We start from the raw sequence: 21,421 nt of genomic DNA, 5'->3' as shown, positions 1-21,421 counted from the left end.
TTGATTTAGATAGTGTTGTTTATTATTCATTATATCAATGATTTTGCTATAAAAAAGCACTTCATTGCTGAAGTGCCAAAAATTAACTTGAAATGAGATATATAAGAGTGATTGATTCTATAGCTTTACTTTTTTATTAATGACTTTACCATTAGGAAGCGTAACCTGTACCAGATAAATTCCCGGTTCTAAGTTTCGGGACTCAAACTGTGGTCTGTTAACTTCCTGCTGAACAATCAGAGCGCCGGAAATACTGTAAATACTTATGTTTTTGATATCATTGCCGGCTTTTGCAATAATTTGCTGTTTTTGAGTGAAAATATCGGCATTGTTCTCAGAAGAAAGTGTACCTCCAATTGCTTTGCTGAACTGAAGATTATAATATGGAGTTACCACTTCAAACGTATAGTTTCTATTTTCGAGATCCTGTACATTGATTCCTCCGGTTTCACGGTATTGCTTCTGAGAAATACTTTTGATCAGTGTTTTATTTTCATCAAAAACGTTTACAGCACTAAGTTCATCCTGATTAACTTTTAATTGCAAAACCGAAGAGCTGGCAGACTGTATGATTTCGTTTTCAGGAACTTCTTTAGGCGTGTTTTTGATGTATGGAATTATTTTATTTTCATTGTTTTCCGATACTTTTAATAAATAAACTCCGTCTTTTAAAGTGGATAAATTTTGTTCACTGGCTGTTCTGCTCTGAGCTTTTTCCTTATTAAAATCTGTTATTTCAACCAACTGCATATTGCCCAGATCCGGTTTTATTTGTGAAGACAGGAGAGAAGGTTTTTCAGATGTTTTTTCTACTGACTGTTTGCCGAAAATAGATCCTGCAATTGCCCATTCATTAAGAAGTCCGCCGCTTCTCAACGTATTGAATTTAGCATTTGATGCCAAAGTGAAAGGAAGAATTCCCCCTACATGCCCAAGTGGTCCCCAGTAAAAGGAGTCCAGCTTGTATTTATTCAGATCCCACCATGCATAATAACCACGTTGAACATCAATAGTTTTAGAAGTATTTTCAGGTGGAATAGCTAAATCAACCGTAGAATGGCCTAATGTCATTGGAGTTTTGTTGTACCAGTCGTACACATCCTTTGGCTTCATGCACTGTCTGAGCTTGTTATTGGGATTGTTGGTAACATCATTCACGAAATTTGTCGTAAAGAGCTTTCTCCATATCACAGGACCCCATAAAAGTCCGCCATTATCCTGAACAACGTGATAATTATATTTATCAAGATATTCTGCGGAAATGACTTCTGAAATGTTGTTATTATATGTTTTGTATCCCGTATTGTTGCAGGTATGAAGGACATTGGCCAGGAATGAGGTAAACGGATAAATATCTTTCTCCAAAACTCCTTTATTTAAAGTCACTCCCGAGAAATCATAAGGTCCGTCGCCCATATATGCATATTTGAATTTGATATTATTGGGATTTGATATGCTTAATCTTTTTAGAGTAGACATTGCGGCATGGGCTCCCTGGGAATATCCGGATAAAAAGTATTCGTCATACCGTTTAATACCCTGTTGTGAGAGGACTTTATTGGCAGCAGTAATAAAATCGATGGTAGCTCCGGCTTCAGTTGCATAGTCTACATAAGGATGAACTCCGTCTCCGGTTCCCATTCCTACATAATCAGGAGCCATTAAAATATAGCCATTGAGTACGTAAGACAATTCAACAACAAATCCTGCTGTTAATGCTCCTTTGAAATTAGACGGAACATTATTCCTGCTGTCTGTTGTTCCGTGGTCAGAAACTACTGTTGAAAGCTTAAACGGTACGTTAGGATACATGAGTAATCCGGTAGCTTTTACAAGAACATTGTTTTCGTTTTTGGTGTAGTAAGTAATCTTGTAGCCTTTCAGACCGACATTAAAGCTATTCAGGTAGCTGGCAAATTCCGGAGCATCCTGATCGCCAAGGTTATTGGAGATAAAATTGATGACTCCCTGTGGCGTTAAATCCAGTTTCTGTTCTGCACTTACGACATCTCCAGCCTGCTGTGCAAAGTAGAATGGAGCGGTAAGACCTAGTAAAAAAGTTGTAATTTTTCTCATATTGATGTATTTTCTATGGTATTAAGGTAATAACTTTAACAAATCCAAGAAAATATTACGACATCAATAATTATTCATTGAATATCAATTCTCTGTAATGTGAGTAAAATAAAAGAGTCTGACCGAGGGCCAGACTCTTTTTATATATTTTGTCTTTTTTAGAAAGCGTTGATTCCTGTAATGTCTAATCCGGTGATCAGCAAGTGAACATCATGTGTTCCTTCGTAAGTGATCACAGATTCCAGGTTAGCAGCGTGTCTCATCATTGGGAATTCACCCATGATTCCCATACCACCAAGGATCTGTCTTGATTCTCTGGCAATTTCAATAGCCATATTAACGTTGTTACGTTTAGCCATAGAAATCTGAGCCGGAGTAGCTTTGTGAGCATTTTTAAGATTTCCTAACTGAAGACATAATAACTGAGCTTTTGTAATTTCAGTTAAGAATTCAGCCAGTTTTTTCTGCTGAAGCTGGTAAGAACCAATTGGTTTTCCAAACTGTTTTCTTTCCTTAGCATACTGAACAGCAGTACAGTGGCAGTCGATAGCTGCACCGATTACTCCCCATGAAATTCCATATCGTGCAGAGTTCAGACAAGATAAAGGTCCTTTCAGTCCCGTTACTCCCGGAAGAAGGTTTTCTTTTGGTACTTTTACATCATTGAATACCAATTCTCCTGTTTTTGAGGCTCTTAAGCTCCATTTATTGTGAGTTTCAGGAGTGGTGAAACCTTCCATTCCTCTTTCAACGATCAATCCCTGTACTTTTCCTTCTTCATTTTTTGCCCATACGACAGCGATATCGCATAGAGGAGAGTTGGTGATCCACATTTTAGCCCCATTCAAAAGATAATGATCTCCCATATCTTTAAAATACGTTTCCATAGAACCCGGGTCTGAACCATGATTAGGCTCTGTCAATCCAAAAGATCCGATCATTTCTCCGGCAGCAAGCTTAGGAAGATATTTCTTTTTCTGTTCCTCAGAACCAAATTCATTGATAGGAAACATCACCAAAGAGCTTTGTACCGAAGCTGCAGAACGTACTGCAGAATCTCCTCTTTCCAACTCCTGCATAATCAAACCATAAGAAATCTGGTCTAATCCTGAACCGCCATACTCAACCGGGATATAAGGTCCCAATGCCCCGATTTTCCCTAATTCTCTCATAAGATTAGGTATATCAGTATGATTTTGAGCGGCCTGATCTATCTGCGGCATTACAAAACTTTCAACCCAGTCTCTTACAGATTGGCGGATTAGTTTGTGTTCTTCAGTAAGTAAAGCATCAATTCCATAATAATCAGGGATGCTTGTAAGAGGATAATATGACATGATTTTTTGATTTGGTTAAAAGTAACATTTTTCGTGGTGTCTTGAAAATTTTTTTGAAAACTTATCTTTCGGTTGGTTTTCAGACAGATAATGCTCTTTTTATTTGTTTATAAGATAAATTCTTTGTTTTAAGCCTCCTCATCATTAGAGATAGGATACTGATTGGTAGAATTGTGGACCTTGCTTTTAAATTTATACAGATAAGGTGCTTTATTAGCCGAGCCATCATATAATTTTTCAAGTCGGTCAAGGATATTTAAACTTAAAATTTTGCGCTGAAAGTTATTTCTTCTGAATTTTTGGCCCAAAATGGTTTCATAAAGAGACTGAAGATCTTTCATCGTAAACTTTTCAGGAAGCAGATTGCTGGCCGCCACTTCTGTATTGATATTCATCCGCAGGTATTCTAACCCTGTTTCTATGATTCTGTCGTGATCAAAAGCCATCTTGGGCAGATTGTTTACCTCAAACCACTCACAACTTTCATTGAAAGCATCAGGGAAAGTGTTGGCCATTGAAAAATCAATAAGGCTGCAATATCCTACTGTAATAAATCTTTGAAAAATCCAGTGATCTTCCGGTACCTCAATTCCCTTATTGTTAAGAAGAATCTGGTGAACATTATTTTCTGTACGGTCTATTCTCCCAAATGTATGAAATTGTTTCAGAAATATATCTTTAAGGTGTGTTCTTTCAAATAAAACCCTTGCTGCAGCTTCTCTTAAATCTTCATCATTGAAAACAAAACCACCCGGAAGTGACCATAAATCCAGATCGTGATACTTCAAAAGAAGAACTTTCAAAATGTTATTATGAAAGCCGAATATAGTACAGTCCACAGAGATATGGGCAACAAAATCTTTGGTATCGATAAGTTCCCGAAGTGTTTCTTTACTTTTTGTGTCTTTGATTTTCATGGCAGTAAAAATAAAACTATTTTCTTTTTGAAACGTTAAAAAATACTAAACTGGTAACAAAAAGAATAATAACGAAAAATAATATATATAATGGGTAAAAGTTTAAAAGTTGTTTTTCAAATAAAACAGCCATAATAATTGAGCTTACAGAGCTGCCCAGAGAAGAAAAAATAACAATAAGAGAGGTGAATAAGTTTACCTTTTCTTTATCCATCTGTGCAATCATTTTTGAATTGATGACAGGGTAGAGCGGCGACAAAAATAACCCTATCACAGGAAATAAGAAGAGAATTACCCTTGAATCTGCTGAATCAAAATACTGTACACCTACAATAATAGCCAATAAAGAAATAATGAAAGCCATACATGAAAGATAGTAGCCTGGCAATGAAAATCTTCGGATAATATTGGCTGTTATTGTTCTTCCTACATAAGAAAATACTGCCAGAAAAGAGGTAGCCTGAAGAGCAAAAAATGAATTGACTTTCAGGTGATTCTTATAAAAAGACGGAAGCCAGGAGTTGAATCCCTGTTCTATAAAAACGATAAAAAATATAACCCCAAGGAATAGCATTATAGAAGGAGTTACAAACCCCGAAAGCTCGGAGAATACACTTTTGTTTTCCAAAGGTTTGGCTTCAGAAATTGTAATTTTTGATAACAGGAATATCGTTAATGCAGATAAGAAAGCGATCAATAAAAAACAAAATTTCCAATATTCGGAGTATTCACTGGATACCACCCATCCAAAGCAGGTATTCACAACAAAGATTCCGATCATAAAAGAAGCTTCTACGCTGTTCATTGTCTTTGCCAGTGATTTTTCATCCGAAATATTATTCCTGATAATCCCGAAAACACAGATCTTACCGATCGCAAAACATGCTCCAATGATGGCAAACCATAATTTGAAGAACCAAAAAACCTCAATAAACGGCAGCAGGCAAGAACAAAAACCAACAATTACCAAAGCTGAAATCAATGCTTTTTTTGTTCCTGTTTTGTTGATAAAGCTTACCGCAAAAAGGGAGATAAAGGCAATAGGTAAGTCTTTAAAAGATTCTAATAAACCTAATTCTCCATAGGTGATTTTCTCTTCAGATAGCTGCAGAATGATCAATCCCATACAGTTCAAAACCATTGAAAAAATAAGAAAGGTAAGTTTTAACGGAAGAGAAATTTTAGAAAGCTTGATGATCATTTTGGGGGACTTCTTTTTTGTTTTTTTGTGAAATTTTATGAAATATTGATGCGAAGATAGGGCTTCTAACCCTGAAAAATAAAAGAAAAATTAAAATATTTATGAATAGAATGTTAATTAATTGAAAAAAAATATATTTTTATTGTCTCAATTTGAGAATTAAACAATAACTGTATATGAATGTAAGAATATCACGAAGCGTAGGAGTGGTTGCCGTCCTCTATTTTACGGCCAACTTCAGTGCCCAGACCACCAAGGCGAAGGACACAATTGCTAAAGAAAACAAAATAGACGAAGTTGTAGTGATTGGTTACGGTACTCAGAAGAAGAGTAATGTGACAGGAGCTATAGCGAGTATTAAAGCCAGCGACATTGAAAATATTCCATCTGGTAAACCGGAACAGGTATTACAGGGAAGGGCTGCTGGTGTTTCTGTTGTAACCAATTCGGGGCAGCCTGGTGCTGCAGCTACAGTACGTGTAAGAGGTATTACCAGTTTCGGGGCAGGAAGTAACAGTCCTTTGTGGGTGGTAGATGGTATTGTAGTAGATAATATCGGATGGCTTAACCAATCGGATATAGAAAGTATAGAAGTCCTTAAAGACGGAGCTTCATCTGCAATCTACGGGGTTTCTGCAGCGAAAGGAGTAATACTTGTGACAACAAAAAAAGGGAAAAGAGGAAAACTGACTCTTTCTTATAATGGATTTTATGGTTTCTCAAATGCTTCTAAAAAACTGGACCTTCTGGATGCTACGCAGTATGCTAAAATTATCAATGAAGGTTTTGTAAACGATGGAGGAGCTCCTAGATTTACCAATCCGGAATCATTTGGAAAAGGAACCAACTGGCAGGATGCTATTTTCGGAACAGGTGAAAAATCATCTCATGAAGTAAGCATTACTGGAGGTAATGAAAAATCAACCTACTATACATCATTCGGATATTTTGATCAGAGTGGTATTGTATTGAGTGATATTTCTTATTATAAAAGAATCAATGCGAGATTCAATTCAACCCATAAAGTTACAGACTACCTGACAATAGGTCAAACCTTTGCTTATACCCATGTAAAATCTCAGGGGGTAAGTGCTAATGAGGAATTCGGAGGACCATTAGCTTCAGCAGTTAACCTGGATCCTACCACTCCGGTTGTAGTGACAGATTGGTCAATGGTTGACCCAAGCGGCTATACCAACCCTTATATCATCCGTGATTCTGAAGGCCGTCCCTATGGAATTTCAAGATATGTAAATCAGGAAATGACCAATCCGCAGGCTTTCCGTCATATACAACAGGGAAATTATAGCTGGTCTGATGATTTCGTAGGAAATGTTTTTGCCGAGCTTAAGTTTCTCGATCACTTTACATTTAAAACCAGTCTGAACGGTAAGAAATCCTATTGGGGAAGCCGTTCTTTTACCCCGAAATATTATTTAAGTCCAAACTATAACAATACCAGCTTCAACAGTCTGAATAAGGTGGATGAAAATAAATTTGAGTGGAGTATGGAAAATACTTTGACCTATCAGAATAAGTTTGGGGATCATAATATCAATATTATGATTGGGCAGGGAGTTTACCGATACAACATTGCTGGCGGGGCTAGTTTAACCTATAGTAACCTACCTATTGATAATTGGCAGGATGCTTCTTTCAACTTTAATATTCCGCAGGATAATATTACTGCAACAGGATGGGATGGAATTCAGACCCGTAAAGCATCTTATTTTGGTAGAATAATTTATGATTATGCGGACAAATATCTATTCACCGGAACAATTCGTAGAGATGGTTCTTCAAAATTTGCGACCAATCAGCATTGGGGAACTTTCCCGTCTATGTCCCTGGGATGGAATGTTCATAAGGAAAACTTCTGGCCGGAGAACAAAGTAATTAATAACTTAAAACTAAGAGGAGGTTACGGAGTATTAGGAAATGATGAAATGGATAACTTCAGATTTGCAAGCTTCATGGTTTCAGGAAGTAACTATACTAACTCTGGAAATAATATCATCATTGGATATGCACCAAGTACATTGGAAAATCCAAACCTGAAATGGGAGCAGACCAGTCAGCTCAATATTGCGGCAGATTTAAAATTATTCAATAATTTCACTCTTACTGCCGACTGGTACAAAAAGAAAACAACAGATATCCTTAGACAGATCAATATTCCTGGCTATGTAGGAGTTCCGAATTTACCTTGGTCAAACGTAGGAGATATGCAGAATACCGGTCTGGAGCTTGAGTTAGGATATAAAAAGAACTGGGAAGATTTCGGAATTTCAGTTAATGGTAACTTCGCTACGATAAAGAATGAAGTTCTTAGATTGGAAGATGATATTAAATATTTTAACCTTGCTTCTTTCCAAACAATGGGAGCTGTTTCCAGAGTAGCAGTAGGACAACCTTACGGATCATTTTACGGACAGACTTATAGCGGTGTATTCCAAAATCAGGCACAAATTGATAACTATGTAAATGCAAATGGAGTAAAATTACTACCTGATGCAAAACCGGGAGACTTTATCTGGCAGGATAACAACGGAGATGGTAAAATTGATGATGAAGATAAAGTAAACTTAGGAAGCTCTATCCCGAAATATACTTTCGGACTTACAGTAAATCTTAATTATAAGAATTTTGATTTAATGATGTTCGCTCAAGGACAGGCTGGTAACAAGATTTTCCAGGGTCTGAGAAGATTGGATATGCTTGATGCCAACTATCAGACAAGAATCCTAGACAGATGGACAGGTGAAGGTTCTACCAACGATAATCCTAGAGTTACGCGTAATGACCCTAACCATAACTATTCATGGATGTCAAATTATTATCTTCAGAAAGGTGATTATGTCCGTTTGAAAATTGTTCAGTTAGGCTATACCATTCCTAAGGACGTTACCGAACGTTTCGGAATGAGCAAAGTAAGACTGTACATCACTGGAGAGAACCTTGTTACTTTCACAAAATATACCGGTTACGACCCGGAAATTGCAGGAAGAAATAATTCCGAACAGGATATTATTGGTGTAGACAGAGCTTATTATCCACAGGCAAGAACATTCCTGATAGGTGCTAATATTCAATTTTAATGATTAACAAAATGAAAAATAAGAATTTTATATATAAAGGACTTGCTGTTGCATTCCTGACAGGTCTGAGTTTTACCAATATGGGTTGTAGTGATTCCTATCTGGATGATGTACAGAATTCAGGATCTTTTAACACTGATTTGTATTTTCAGAATGAGCAGCAGTCTTTCAGTGCTCTGGTTTCAGTATATGATCTTTTGAGAAAATATTCAGGCGGATTCGAGAATTCAGTTACTTTCTTTAATGCAGGGTCCGATGATTTTTATTCAGGAGGAGGAAACTCTAATGATGGAGCAGGAATTCAGGGGCTAAATAACTATATGATTAACCCGAATACAATGCCAGCCAGTTACTGGAGAGACTATTATCAGGGAATTGCACGTGCTAACCTTTTAATAGAAAGGGTTCCGGGTGCTAATATGGGTGATGATATTAAGAAAAGATATATTGCAGAAGCAAAAGTTCTTCGTTCATTATATTATTTCGAACTGTTAAGAATGTTTGGAAATATTCCTTTGATCCTTAAATCCGTAAAGTTTGATGATAATTATTGGAATATTCCACAGGCTAATCCTAGTGATGTTTACACTCAGATAGAAAGCGATATCAATGCTGCTATTCCAGATCTGATGATGGTATCAAGTGGGAATGATAAAGGAAGAATCACACAGGGAACTGCAAGAGCTATTTTAGGTAAAATTTATCTTTATGATAAAAAAATGCCTCAGGCAGCAGCACAGTTCGCTGAGGTAAATGGTACTCCCGGAGGAACCAGCCAATATGGATATAAACTGGTAGCCAATTATGCAGACTTATTTAAAGTAGGTCCTGAATTATCGGATCCATATAAGTTTTCAACAGAATCTATCCTTGAAGTAATGCATACCAATAAAGGAAACTCCGATTGGGGATTCTGGGGACAGGGTAAAGATGAAGGAAACTCTATCAACGTAATGGTAGGACCTCGTTCTTATTCACTAAAAGATATCCCGAATAATAATGCACCTGATATCTATTCAGGCTGGGCATTTAATACTGTAACAGAGAATTTTGTTACTTTCATGCAGGGAGACCCAAGACTGGATGTAACCGTTTTCAATGCAAAAAAACTGGTAGCAGATGGTAAAATTACTTACAGTCCAGCGTTTGCTGATACAGGATATTTCTTAAATAAATACTTACCTACGAATGCTTTAAAAAGTTCACTTCCAGGACCGGCAGAACTGAATTTCCGTCAGAATTATATTGCAATAAGATTAGCAGATACATATCTGATGGAAGCAGAAGCTTTAGGGGGAGCAGGAGCCAGAGCTCAGGCTTTATTAGATGCGGTAAGATCAAGAGTTGGATTAGCATCGGTTCCGGTTTCTTTACAGGCCATAAAAGATGAGAGAAGAAGAGAACTTGCAGGAGAAGGGCACAGATGGTTTGACCTTGTAAGATGGGGAGATGCTCCTTCTAAGCTTGCTTTCAAAGGATTTAAAGCCAATAAAAATGAAATTCTTCCAATTCCGTTCAATGAATTGCCGAATACAGTTTTAAAACAAAATCCTGGATACTAACACATGAAGTTTCACAACTTATATAGTTTCTTTAGAGGTGCCGCACTACTTAGTGGTGTGGCCCTTTTTTCTTTGTCGTGTACATCAGTTGCTTCCAACAAAGGAAATGAAGTTCAGTACTGGCTTACAAAAGGTGATGGAAGTGTAAAATTACAACAGCAAACCTCTGTTAAATTTGCAAATAACACCAACAGCTTTCAGAATATTGAAATTGACGATTCTCAAAAGTTTCAATATATTGATGGCTTTGGATATACATTAACAGGAGGAAGTGTTGAGGTAATCAACAGATTGTCGCCTTCCAAAAGAAAGGCACTGCTTAGTGAGCTTTTTGGAAATGGCAAAAACTCAATTTCTATCAGTTATTTAAGATTAAGTATAGGAGCTTCCGATCTTGATGGTGAAGTATTTTCATACGATGATTTGCTGGAAGGACAGACTGATCCTTCTCTTTCAAAATTCAGTCTGGCAAAAGATAAAAATCTGATTGCTATGTTAAAAGAAATTTTAGCAATCAACCCTTCTGTTAAAATCATTGCAGCACCATGGTCACCACCTGTTTGGATGAAAGACAATGGCCAGTCAAAAGGAGGAAGCTTGAAAACTGAATTCTATGGAACATATGCTCAATATTTTGTAAAATACATTCAGGGAATGAAAAAAGAAGGCATTACCATTGATGCTGTAACCCCTCAGAATGAACCTTTACATCCGGGAAATAATCCTAGTCTATACATGCCTTCTGAACAGCAGGGAAATTTTATCAAAAATCATTTAGGTCCGGTTTTTAAAACAAATGGAATTACCACTAAAATTGTTGTCTATGATCACAATTGTAACAAACCTGAATATGCCATTGATATTCTAAAAGATTCCGAAGCCAATCCGTATATTGATGGATCTGCTTTTCACTTATATGAAGGGGATATTTCAGCACTAAGTACGGTACATGATGCTTTTCCGGATAAGAATTTATACTTTACCGAACAATGGACCGGGTCGAAAGGAACCTTTACCGAAGATTTAAACTGGCATACAAAAAATGTCATCATCGGATCTATGAGAAACTGGAGTAAAATTGCGCTTGAATGGAATCTTGCCAATGATCCGAAATATGCTCCGCATACAGATGGAGGATGCACAGAATGTAAAGGAGCGATTACTGTGTCTGACAGTGAAAATTTCACCAGAAATGTTTCCTATTATATTATTGCACACGCTTCGAAATTTGTTCCGGCTGGTGCTCAGCGTATCGTTTCCACACAGACTGATAAACTTTCCACTGCCGCCTTTATGACTCAATTTGGGAAAATAGTTTTAATTGTGCAGAACGATAACCCTTCAGATGAGAATTTTAATATTAAATTTGCCGGGAAAACCGCTGCTGTAACAATTTCAGGACGTTCTACAGCAACCTATATTTTTTAATTTGATACTATGAAAAGAGTTTATTTCTTACTGGCATTTTCCGCATTGGGATTGAATGCTTACGGACAGAAAACAATTGATCAGAAGGTAGCAGAATTGCTGTCTAAAATGACCCTTGAGGAAAAAGTAGGACAGATGGTCCAGTACAGTGGGTTTGAATATGCTACAGGACCTCAGAAATCTAATTCGGCAGCCGTTTTAGAAGAAATTAAAAAAGGTAAAGTAGGTTCCATGCTGAATGTGGCAGGATCAGAAGAAACCAGATCATTTCAGAAACTGGCGATGCAGTCGAGGCTGAAAATTCCTTTGCTGTTCGGGCAGGACGTTATTCACGGATACCGTACCACATTTCCTGTAAATCTGGGCCAGGCAGCAAGCTGGGATCTTGGGATGATAGAAAAATCGGAAAGAATCGCTGCAACAGAAGCCGCTGCTTATGGTATTCACTGGACGTTTGCGCCAATGGTAGATATCGCCAGAGATCCCAGATGGGGAAGAGTGATGGAAGGTTCCGGGGAAGATACTTACCTGGGAACAAAAATAGGATTGGCAAGGATTAAAGGATTTCAAGGCAGAGGTTTGGGAAGTCTTGATGCGGTGATGGCCTGTGCAAAACATTTCGCGGCATATGGAGCAGCGGTAGGTGGAAGAGATTACAATTCTGTAGATATGAGTCTCAGACAACTCAATGAAACATACCTTCCTCCGTTCAAAGCTGCTGCTGAAGCAGGAGTAGCCACTTTTATGAACTCATTCAATGATATCAACGGAATTCCGGCAACGGCCAACAAATATATTCAGAGAGATCTGTTAAAAGGAAAATGGAACTATAAAGGTTTTGTGGTTTCAGACTGGGGAAGCATCGGGGAAATGGTTCCTCATGGTTATGCCAAAGATGCTAATGAAGCGGCGGAAAGAGCAATACAGGGCGGAAGCGATATGGATATGGAAAGCCGTGTCTACATGGCAGAACTTCCAAAATTGGTCAAGGAAGGAAAGGTAGATCCGAAACTGGTAGATGATGCAGCGGGAAGAATTTTAACCAAGAAATTCGAGATGGGTCTTTTTGATGATCCTTATAGGTTCAGTAACGAAAAAAGACAAAAAGAACAGACTAATAATCAGGAGAACAGAAAATTCGGAAGAGAGTTTGGTTCAAAAAGTATTGTTCTTCTTAAAAACCAGGGAAATATTCTTCCCCTTTCAAAAACTACAAAAACGGTAGCGTTGATAGGTCCTTTCGGTAAAGAAACTGTAGCTAATCACGGCTTCTGGTCTGTTGCGTTTAAAGATGACAATCAAAGAATCGTTTCACAATTTGACGGAATTAAAAATCAACTGGATAAAAATTCTACTTTACTCTATGCAAAAGGCTGTAATGTAGATGATCAGGATAAAACCCAGTTTGCAGAAGCCATAGAAACGGCAAAAAAAGCAGATGTGGTGATTATGACGCTGGGAGAAGGCCATGCGATGAGTGGAGAAGCAAAAAGCCGAAGTGTTATCGGATTTACAGGAGTTCAGGAAGATTTACTGAAAGAAATTGCCAAAACAGGAAAGCCAATCATTCTGATGGTGAATGCAGGAAGACCTTTGATTTTCAACTGGGCATCAGATAATATTCCAACAATTGTATACACATGGTGGTTGGGAACCGAAGCAGGAAACTCTATTGCGGATGTTCTGTTTGGTACCGTGAATCCCGGAGGAAAGCTTCCGATGAGTTTCCCGAGAACAGAGGGCCAGATTCCTGTATATTACAATCACTATAATACAGGAAGACCAGCAAAAAATAATACGGACAGAAACTATGTTTCAGCCTATATAGACCTGGATAATGACCCGAAATATCCGTTTGGATATGGTTTAAGCTATACCGATTTCAAATATTCCGATATGGTATTAAGTTCAACAAGTCTTACAGGAAATCAGAGTCTGAATATCGGTGTTACCGTTTCCAATACAGGAAAATATGATGGAGAAGAGGTCGTTCAGCTTTATATCAGAGATCTTTTCGGAAAAGTAGTAAGACCGGTAAAAGAGTTGAAAGGCTTCCAGAAAATATTCATCAAAAAAGGAGAAAATAAAAAGGTAGAGTTCAAGCTTACCCCGGAAGATCTGAAGTTTTTTGATGATAATCTGAATTTTGACTGGGAAGGAGGAGAATTCGATATTATGATTGGAACCAATTCTCAAAATGTGCAGACCAAAAGAATTAACTGGACGAAATAAAATTCAATTCAATAGGAGCGGGTTTTAACCCGCTCATTGAAACGTCAGAAAAATGGCTTTAGCCAAAACTTAAAACTTAATACACATGAATTTCAAAGCTAAAAATATCATCAAAATATGTGCAGCAGGAGCTTTCTTCTTTTCTATTTTGAATTGCGCTTCCCATAAACCTGATTCTCACAGAACCATGATTTGGAATGATGAATTTAATGGTAAAGGTCTTCCGGATTCATTAAAATGGAATTATGATGTAGGAGGTGGTGGTTTTGGAAATGAGGAAGCTCAGTTTTATACCAAAAACAGGCTTGAGAATGCCAGAATGGAAAAAGGAAATCTGATCATTGAGGCTAGAAAAGAAAATTGGGAAAACAATAAATATACTTCCGCAAGGCTTTTAACCAAAGGGAAATTCGCTTTTCAATATGGAACAGTAGAAGTCAGAGCAAAACTTCCCAAAGGCCGTGGAACCTGGCCGGCAATATGGATGATGAGTGAAAATATGAAGAAATGGCCGGATGACGGTGAACTGGATATTATGGAACATGTTGGTTATAACCAGGGATTTATACATGCTTCCGTTCATACAAAAAAATACAATCACATCCAGGGAACACAGAAAACAGATACACTGTTTGTAAAAGATGCCAGCGAGAAGTTTCATGTGTATAAAGCAGACTGGACACCGGAAAAGATAGAGGTGTATATCGATGATCAAAAATTTTTCACCTATGTGAATAAAGAGAAAAGTAATGAAGCATGGCCCTTTGACAGACCTTACTTTATCATTTTAAACCTCGCTGTAGGTGGAATGTGGGGAGGACAAAAAGGAATTGACGATTCTATTTTTCCACAGAAATATTATATAGACTACGTAAGAGTCTACCAGAATAAATAATGAATAGGGGACACAATTGTCCAAAATAAAAAAATCATGAGAAAACTAATTGTAAGTTGTTTTGTAGTAGGCGTTGTCATCAATGTCAATGCTCAGAATTATTGGAAAAAGAATGCAGGAAAAACAGCTAAGGTGATCCTTACCAATTCGAAAGCGGATGAGAAGATGGCGGATAAAGGAGCCGTTAAATTTGAACAATTTGGTCAGCCCAAAGAAACGGAAGCCTGTATTTTTGTAGCTCCCAACTTTAAATATCAGAAACTGATAGGAATTGGCGGTGCCATCACAGATGCATCAGCAGAAACTTTTTATAAAATGCCAAAGAACAAGCAGAAGGAAATTCTGGATGCTTATTTTGGAAAAAACGGATTGGGTTACACTGTTGTTCGTACCAATATGAACTCCTGTGACTTCTCCAGCGATTCTTACACGTATGTAGAAGATAATGACACTTCCCTGAAAACGTTCAATGTTGCTCATGATGAGAAGTATAAAATTCCGATGATCAAAGAAGCTCAGAAAGCGATCGGGAATAATTTTACCTTCTATTTCTCTCCGTGGAGCCCGCCTGCCTGGATGAAATCAAACAAAAGTTTGTACAAAGGAGGAAGATTGGAAAATGAGTACTATCAGACATGGGCAGATTACTATATCAAATTCATCAAAGAATACGAAAAGAGAGGAATTAATATCTGGGGATTAACCGTTCAAAACGAGCCAATGGCTACCCAAAGCTGGGAATCATGCATCTACACCGCTGAAGAAGAAGGAGAATTCCTGAAGAAGAACCTTGGACCCACCCTTTGGAAAAACGGATATAAAGATAAAAAAGTAATGATCTGGGATCATAACAGAGACCTTATCTATCAAAGAGCAACCACTACATTAAGCGATCCTGAAACTTCAAAATACGCCAGCGGTATCGGGTATCACTGGTATGAAACATGGAACAATAAAACCCAGCTTTTTGACAATTTAGCAGAAACGCATAGAGCTTTTCCGGATAAATTTCTGGCATTTACTGAAGGATGTAAAGAACAGTTCAGTATGGATAAGATCTATGATGTGAGCCTGGGTGAGCTTTACAGCAAAAATATGCTGAACGATTTCAACAAGGGAAATGCATTATGGACCGACTGGAATATTCTATTGGATGAAACCGGAGGACCTAACCATAAAGGAAACTTCTGCTTTGCCCCGATTATTGCAGATACCAAAACAGGAGAGGTGTTCTATACCTATGAATACTATTATATAGGCCACGTTTCAAAATATATCAAGCCAAATGCTCAGAGAATCGGCAGCTCATCCAACAGAGCCGCACTTACATCTTCTGCTTTTATGAATGAAAACGGACAGTTGGTAACTGTTATTATGAACGATTCAGACAATGATATTGAAACGAATCTATGGATAGAAGGAATGGCTGCCAAGCTGAATGCTCCTGCACACTCTATACAGACTGTAATTTTATAGTTTCATATTACATATTAATATTATTTTTGACAGACCCGGCGGCCTCAAAGAGGCCGCCGGGTTTTATTTGTGAATGATGAGTTTCAGGATTATAAAAACAGAAAACCCATGAAGTTTTTCATGGGTTTTATTTATTTTGAACGGAACTTTGTCCGTTATTTTTTTAATGAATGATTATTCAACATCATATTTGCTGATCACTTTCTGAGTAACTCCTGAGCTGCTGAAACCACCATCATGGAAAAGGTTCTGCATCGTTACTTTCTTCGTAAGATCAGAGAAAAGGGTAACGCAATAGTCTGCACATTCAAGAGCGGTAGCATTTCCTAGTGGAGACATATCTTCTGCATATCCAAGGAATCCTCCGAAACCTTTCACACCGCTACCGGCAGTAGTCATTGTTGGAGACTGAGAAACTGTATTTACACGTACTTTTCTTTCACCCCAATAGTTTCCGAAAGTTCTTGCAATGCTTTCAAGATAAGCTTTGTTATCAGACATATCATTATAATCTGGGAATGTTCTTTGAGCAGCAATATAAGTAAGCGCCAGGATGCTTCCCCATTCGTTCATACAGTCTTTTTCCCAAGCTACACGCATTACTTTATGGAAAGAAACAGCGGAGATATCCCAACCTTTTTCCAACCAGTCGTAGTTCATTTCTGTATAATGTTTTCCTTTTCTTACGTTGATAGACATTCCGATAGAGTGAAGGATAAAGTCGATTTTTCCAAATTTTGCAACAGCGGCATCAAAAAGTTTTTCAAGATCTTCTATAGAAGTAGCATCTGCTGCTATTACTTCAGAACCTGTTTTTTCTGCTAATCCATTAAGTTCCCCCATTCTCAAAGCAATAGGAGCATTGGATAAGATAAATTCAGCACCTTCCTCATGGCATCTTTCAGCAACTTTCCATGCGATAGATTGTTCATTAAGGGCTCCAAAAATAATTCCCTTTTTGCCTTTAAGTAAACCGTATGACATAATTTTTTAATGTTTATTATAATACAAATGTAGCAATAATTGTGGTTATGACATAATAAAAAATGGAGCCTTATCAATTTAAGACTCCATTTTATTGAAAATATTTATATGACTGAAATACTAATTGGTTTTCTTATTCCATTCTGCTTTTACATCCTCTGCCGCATCTTTGGTTTTTTCCCATGCCTCATCTGCTTTATCTTTGATATCCTCCCAGGCATCGGATACATTAGCTTTTACCCTGTCGAGCCAGTCTTCCTGGCTGGCTTCCTGATCATTATCTCTTTTCTCATTAATATAATCTTTAGCCTTATCTGCCAATTCATTGATTTTCCATTTGGCTTTGTCCGTTGCATTCTGTAAAGAATTTTCTACATTGTTTACTGCATTTTCCGCTTTGTTGTACTCTGAATTGTTCATAATAGTATAAATTTTAGTTTGGTATCAGTAATTAAACAATAACTATTCCTAAAATAGAACGCCTTTGTTAAACTTTTCATAATCTTTTGTTATATTTTTCCAAATCAGCAGTATCTTTAGTAGATAAAATTTGATAATTATGGAAAAAGTACGGTGTGGATGGTGCGAAAAAGATGATCTCTACAGAAAGTATCATGACGAAGAGTGGGGAAGACCCGTGTATGATGATGAAACAATATTTGAATTCCTTATTCTTGAAAGCTTTCAGGCCGGACTGAGCTGGTATACTATTTTGTCTAAAAGAGAGAATTTCAGGAAAGCTTTTGATCATTTTGATTATAAAAAAGTAGCAACTTATTCGGAGAAGAAGATCGAAGAATTAATGAACAACCCGGGAATTATCAGAAACAGGATTAAAATTCTGGCAGCTGTTACCAATGCTCAGCAATTCATGGAAATTCAGAAAGAATTCGGGAGTTTTTCTGATTATATCTGGAACTTTACAGGCGGAAAACCCATTGATAACAGTCCTCAGACTTTAGCTGATGTTCCTGCCACAACAGAAATTTCAGATCTTATTTCCAAAGAACTTAAAAAAAGAGGATTTAAATTCGTGGGTTCTACAGTAATTTATGCCCATATGCAAGCTACCGGAATGGTAAATGACCACATAAAAGATTGCTTTACCAGAAAATAATTATAGGTATTCAAATTCTAGTAATGTTTTAAATCTTGAAAGGCTTATGAATACTTTGTTTCATAACTTATTGATATTTTTGTATCATTAAAAATGAAAACTTCTGTTGAAATATGAAGAAAATAGGAATTATAGGTTATGGCTGGCTGGGAGAAAAAATTGCATCTTCTTTATCCGGAAAATATACAATATCTGCAACGACAACAACAGATAATAAAGTAAATGATCTTAACAGCAAAGGAATTCATGTAGTACTAGCTTCTTTTCCGGACTATCAGCTGACAGAATCTCTTTCTCAATGGGAGGAAATTAAAAATATTGATGTTTTAATTATTACCATTCCGGTTTCTGAAAAAAGCTGTTGTGTAAGTTCTTTATATAACAGAATTCAAAATTTATCAGCATTTATCGGAGATTTTAAAGGCCAGATATTTCTGATGAGTTCCACAGGAGTTTATCCGGATCTTCCAAAAGATTTTACAGAAGAAGATGTTCCATTGGAGAATGTATCGGGAGAAAGAATGTTGAGAAATAGATATCCTCAGCTCAATATTCTTAGATTAGGAGGCTTGATGGGAGACAACAGGCTTTTGAAAAATTATAATGTCGGCAATCTTGATCATGCCGTGAATCATATTCACTATGCTGATATCAGTGCCATTATCACACAAATGATTGAAAGTAAAACAGAAGCAAAACTTTATAATGTTACGGCCCCGATTCATCCGGCAAAAAGCCAGGTGATTAACGCACAGAAAAATATCCCTGACGAGGAAGTTTTTGAAGTAAAAGGAAAGAAGGTTTTATCTTCAAAGCTGGCTTCAGAACTGGATTATACATTTCAATATCCTGATCCTAGGACTTTTCATTTGTAATTAATTTGATTTGATTGGATTTGATCTTCCACCCATTTATGCATACTCAATTCTTATGATACCCTTTGTCATTCCGTAGGAATCTAAATACAGTTTTTTAAAAATAACATAGAGATTCCTACGGAATGACAAACCGGATGGGTAGTTTTATTCATCGTGTAAGAATCAAAATTCAGCAAAATTCAATGGGAATGGCTTTAGCCTGTTAGAATAATTCAGTATCCTGATCCAGGGATTTTTCATTTGTAATATTGATCATCATTTTTCATCCATTTTTGCTTACGAAATTTCTATTGACAACTCTGTCATTCCGCAGGAATCTCTACGCTGTTTTTTAAAGTCTTGTATTTAGATTCCTGCGGAATGACAGGATAAGTGGTGAGCTTTATTTATCGTGAAAGGATCGAAATTCGGCAAAATTCAATGAGAATGGCTTTAGCCTGTTAAAATAAATTCAGTATCCTGATCCAGGAATTTTTCATTTGTAATTTTTATCATCAGTTTTTAATCCATTTTTCCATACAAAATTCTATTGACACCTTTGTCATTCCGAAGGAATCTCTACGCTGCTTTTTAAAGTCTTGTATTTAGATTCCTACGGAATGACAAAGTGAGTGGTGAGTTCTACTCATCGTGGAAGAATCAAAATTCAGCAAAATTCAATAGGAACGGGTTAATATCCTGAGCGTAGACGAAGGGAGTCCGTTTTTTAACAGATGAAAATTCAATTGGCTTTAGCTAAAAATTATAAAAAAACCTCCGGAAACAACTTCCGGAGGTTTTGTATTATATCAATAAAATAATTATTTAATAATTCTTTCCAATACCCAATCAATAAGGTTTTTCTCAGAAGCATGGTGGTCTGCAGAGAATTCACCGCGTCTTCTGTTGGCAATAACATTGTTTACAGTAATTGCTTTGTGTCCTAATAATTTTGAAAGTGCATAGATTGCAGAGGTTTCCATCTCAAAATTAGTAATTCCAAGGTCGTTCAATGTTTCTAAGAATTTGTCATCTACTGCCTTTAGACGAAGCTGTCTTCCCTGTGGAGCATAGAACCCTGGGAATGTTGCCGTATTCCCGTGGTATTTGGCATCTTTGTAATATTCTCCCATTTCTTCCGCCCAGTCTGAGAAATAAAGCATCGGCTTGATTCTTTCGTAAGGGAATTTTTCTAAGAAGTTTTTGGAAAACTCATTTTCAAAGTCATAATCCTGATAGAAATGCATCAATCCGTCTAATCCTACTACATTTTGGGTAACCAGCATATTATCAACCTGTACATCCGGGTTTACGCTTCCACAAGTTCCCATACGGAATAACTCAAGAGCTTTATGTTCAGTCTTAAACTCTTTATTTTTAAGATCGATGTTCACTAAAGCATCCAGTTCGTTCATTACGATATCGATGTTTTCAGTTCCGATACCCGTAGACATTACAGTAATTCTTTCTCCACGAAGCGTTCCTGTATGCGTGTAAAATTCTCTTTTATTTTTTTTAATTTCTACAGTATCAAAGTATTTTGAAACTTTTGCCACTCTGTCAGGATCACCCACAAGGATGATTTTGTCAGCAATATCTTCAGGTAAAAGATTCAGGTGGTATACACTTCCGTCTTCATTCAGAACAAGTTCTGAGGCAGCAAGTTTGTTTAGCATAATATGTATATTTTTTGTTTTTTTAATTAATCATAATGGCTTCTTTATAAGGAGATGCCATAACTTCATAGATATCATTGTATTCTTCTACAATTCTTTTCTGGCCGTTCATTACCTCATACACAGTAATGACAGTTTTTTCAATATTTTTAGGATCTTTCCTCTGTGACGTGATTTCGTAGAAATGGTCATCTTTTTTAAGAATAGAAATCAACTCTTCCTTTGTGGAATTGTTGGAAGTTATCATTCCCGGGAATTCTGCTACAATATCTTTCAAATCAGAATAATTTTTATAAGGCTTGGTAACACCGTTGGAATATACATAAACATTGGGGATGTTTTTATCCTTTTCAAGGCGCACCAGATAATAATCAGAACCTTTTTTCTCTGCATAGACAGCCATTTCCTGTGGCTTTACGGGCTGGTTTTCCACTTGCTTTTTCTTCTGTGAAAATGCAGTCAGAGAAAGGAAACTTGCTGCAACAGCAAACCATAGTTTTGTTTTCATAATACTATTTTAGTTTTTTTGATGTGTTGAATTCAATTTAAAAAAATCCTCGCCCAA

16 protein-coding genes are annotated in these 21,421 nt (G+C 36.9%); 8 read left to right on the top strand and 8 right to left on the bottom strand.

The genetic code is table 11. The features are described from left to right. Positions 1–117: 117 nt before the first annotated feature. From ACLMCG_RS03615 to ACLMCG_RS03600, 4 genes are all read right to left on the bottom strand, one after another. Complete coding sequence (locus ACLMCG_RS03615) at positions 118–2,076, bottom strand: T9SS type A sorting domain-containing protein (protein WP_413958825.1); 1,959 nt, start codon at positions 2,074–2,076, stop codon at positions 118–120. 158 nt (positions 2,077–2,234) lie between these two features. Then, entirely contained in the window at positions 2,235–3,413 is a 1,179-nt protein-coding gene (locus ACLMCG_RS03610; RefSeq protein WP_223598914.1) for an acyl-CoA dehydrogenase family protein, read from the bottom strand. Positions 3,414–3,541: 128 nt separating this feature from the next. Next, the gene (locus ACLMCG_RS03605; protein ID WP_149388710.1) at positions 3,542–4,330 is read right to left on the bottom strand and encodes an NUDIX hydrolase; all 789 of its coding nucleotides are present in this window, start codon (positions 4,328–4,330) and stop codon (positions 3,542–3,544) included. Positions 4,331–4,346: 16 nt separating this feature from the next. After that, positions 4,347–5,531 (bottom strand): MFS transporter, encoded by a 1,185-nt coding sequence (locus tag ACLMCG_RS03600; protein WP_413958824.1) that lies wholly within the window; start codon positions 5,529–5,531, stop codon positions 4,347–4,349. A gap of 176 nt (positions 5,532–5,707) precedes the next feature. Here ACLMCG_RS03600 and ACLMCG_RS03595 point away from each other — a divergent pair, with 176 nt between their 5' ends. From ACLMCG_RS03595 to ACLMCG_RS03570, 6 genes are all read left to right on the top strand, one after another. Continuing rightward, complete coding sequence (locus ACLMCG_RS03595) at positions 5,708–8,629, top strand: SusC/RagA family TonB-linked outer membrane protein (RefSeq protein ID WP_413958823.1); 2,922 nt, start codon at positions 5,708–5,710, stop codon at positions 8,627–8,629. A gap of 11 nt (positions 8,630–8,640) precedes the next feature. Further along, positions 8,641–10,191 (top strand): RagB/SusD family nutrient uptake outer membrane protein, encoded by a 1,551-nt coding sequence (locus tag ACLMCG_RS03590; RefSeq protein WP_149388708.1) that lies wholly within the window; start codon positions 8,641–8,643, stop codon positions 10,189–10,191. Positions 10,192–10,194: 3 nt separating this feature from the next. Continuing rightward, a complete protein-coding gene (locus ACLMCG_RS03585) occupies positions 10,195–11,619 on the top strand; it encodes a glycoside hydrolase family 30 protein (protein WP_413958822.1) in 1,425 nt (474 codons plus the stop codon). A 9-nt stretch (positions 11,620–11,628) separates the two neighbouring features. Beyond that, positions 11,629–13,851, top strand: a complete 2,223-nt coding sequence (bglX, locus tag ACLMCG_RS03580; protein WP_413958821.1) for a beta-glucosidase BglX — start codon at positions 11,629–11,631, stop codon at positions 13,849–13,851. Between the two features lie 85 nt (positions 13,852–13,936). Continuing rightward, a complete protein-coding gene (locus ACLMCG_RS03575) occupies positions 13,937–14,746 on the top strand; it encodes a family 16 glycosylhydrolase (RefSeq protein ID WP_413958820.1) in 810 nt (269 codons plus the stop codon). Positions 14,747–14,782: 36 nt separating this feature from the next. Beyond that, positions 14,783–16,222, top strand: a complete 1,440-nt coding sequence (locus ACLMCG_RS03570; protein ID WP_309435298.1) for a glycoside hydrolase family 30 protein — start codon at positions 14,783–14,785, stop codon at positions 16,220–16,222. Positions 16,223–16,396: 174 nt separating this feature from the next. Here ACLMCG_RS03570 and ACLMCG_RS03565 read toward each other — a convergent pair whose 3' ends face one another. Continuing rightward, positions 16,397–17,206: an enoyl-ACP reductase gene (locus tag ACLMCG_RS03565; RefSeq protein ID WP_116011849.1), complete on the bottom strand. Its 810-nt coding sequence runs from the start codon at positions 17,204–17,206 to the stop codon at positions 16,397–16,399. Positions 17,207–17,326: 120 nt separating this feature from the next. Continuing rightward, positions 17,327–17,626: a hypothetical protein gene (locus tag ACLMCG_RS03560; protein ID WP_047384507.1), complete on the bottom strand. Its 300-nt coding sequence runs from the start codon at positions 17,624–17,626 to the stop codon at positions 17,327–17,329. A 139-nt stretch (positions 17,627–17,765) separates the two neighbouring features. Between ACLMCG_RS03560 and ACLMCG_RS03555 the strand changes: the two genes are divergently transcribed. Continuing rightward, on the top strand, positions 17,766–18,323 hold the full coding sequence (locus tag ACLMCG_RS03555; RefSeq protein ID WP_413958819.1) for a DNA-3-methyladenine glycosylase I: 558 nt from the start codon (positions 17,766–17,768) through the stop codon (positions 18,321–18,323). A gap of 113 nt (positions 18,324–18,436) precedes the next feature. Further along, positions 18,437–19,198: an NAD-binding protein gene (locus tag ACLMCG_RS03550; RefSeq protein ID WP_413958818.1), complete on the top strand. Its 762-nt coding sequence runs from the start codon at positions 18,437–18,439 to the stop codon at positions 19,196–19,198. A gap of 803 nt (positions 19,199–20,001) precedes the next feature. On the opposite strand, the gene ACLMCG_RS03545 is transcribed toward ACLMCG_RS03550, so the two are convergent. Beyond that, the gene (locus ACLMCG_RS03545) at positions 20,002–20,856 is read right to left on the bottom strand and encodes a nucleoside phosphorylase (protein WP_309435302.1); all 855 of its coding nucleotides are present in this window, start codon (positions 20,854–20,856) and stop codon (positions 20,002–20,004) included. Positions 20,857–20,878: 22 nt separating this feature from the next. Then, the gene (locus ACLMCG_RS03540; protein ID WP_413958817.1) at positions 20,879–21,364 is read right to left on the bottom strand and encodes a hypothetical protein; all 486 of its coding nucleotides are present in this window, start codon (positions 21,362–21,364) and stop codon (positions 20,879–20,881) included. Positions 21,365–21,421 lie beyond the last annotated feature (57 nt).

It is taken from the genome of Chryseobacterium sp. S90, assembly GCF_047444895.1.
Lineage (GTDB): Bacteria > Bacteroidota > Bacteroidia > Flavobacteriales > Weeksellaceae > Chryseobacterium.
The sequence above is the reverse complement of the archived record's forward strand: the minus strand, read 5'-3'. Positions and strand labels throughout refer to the sequence as shown.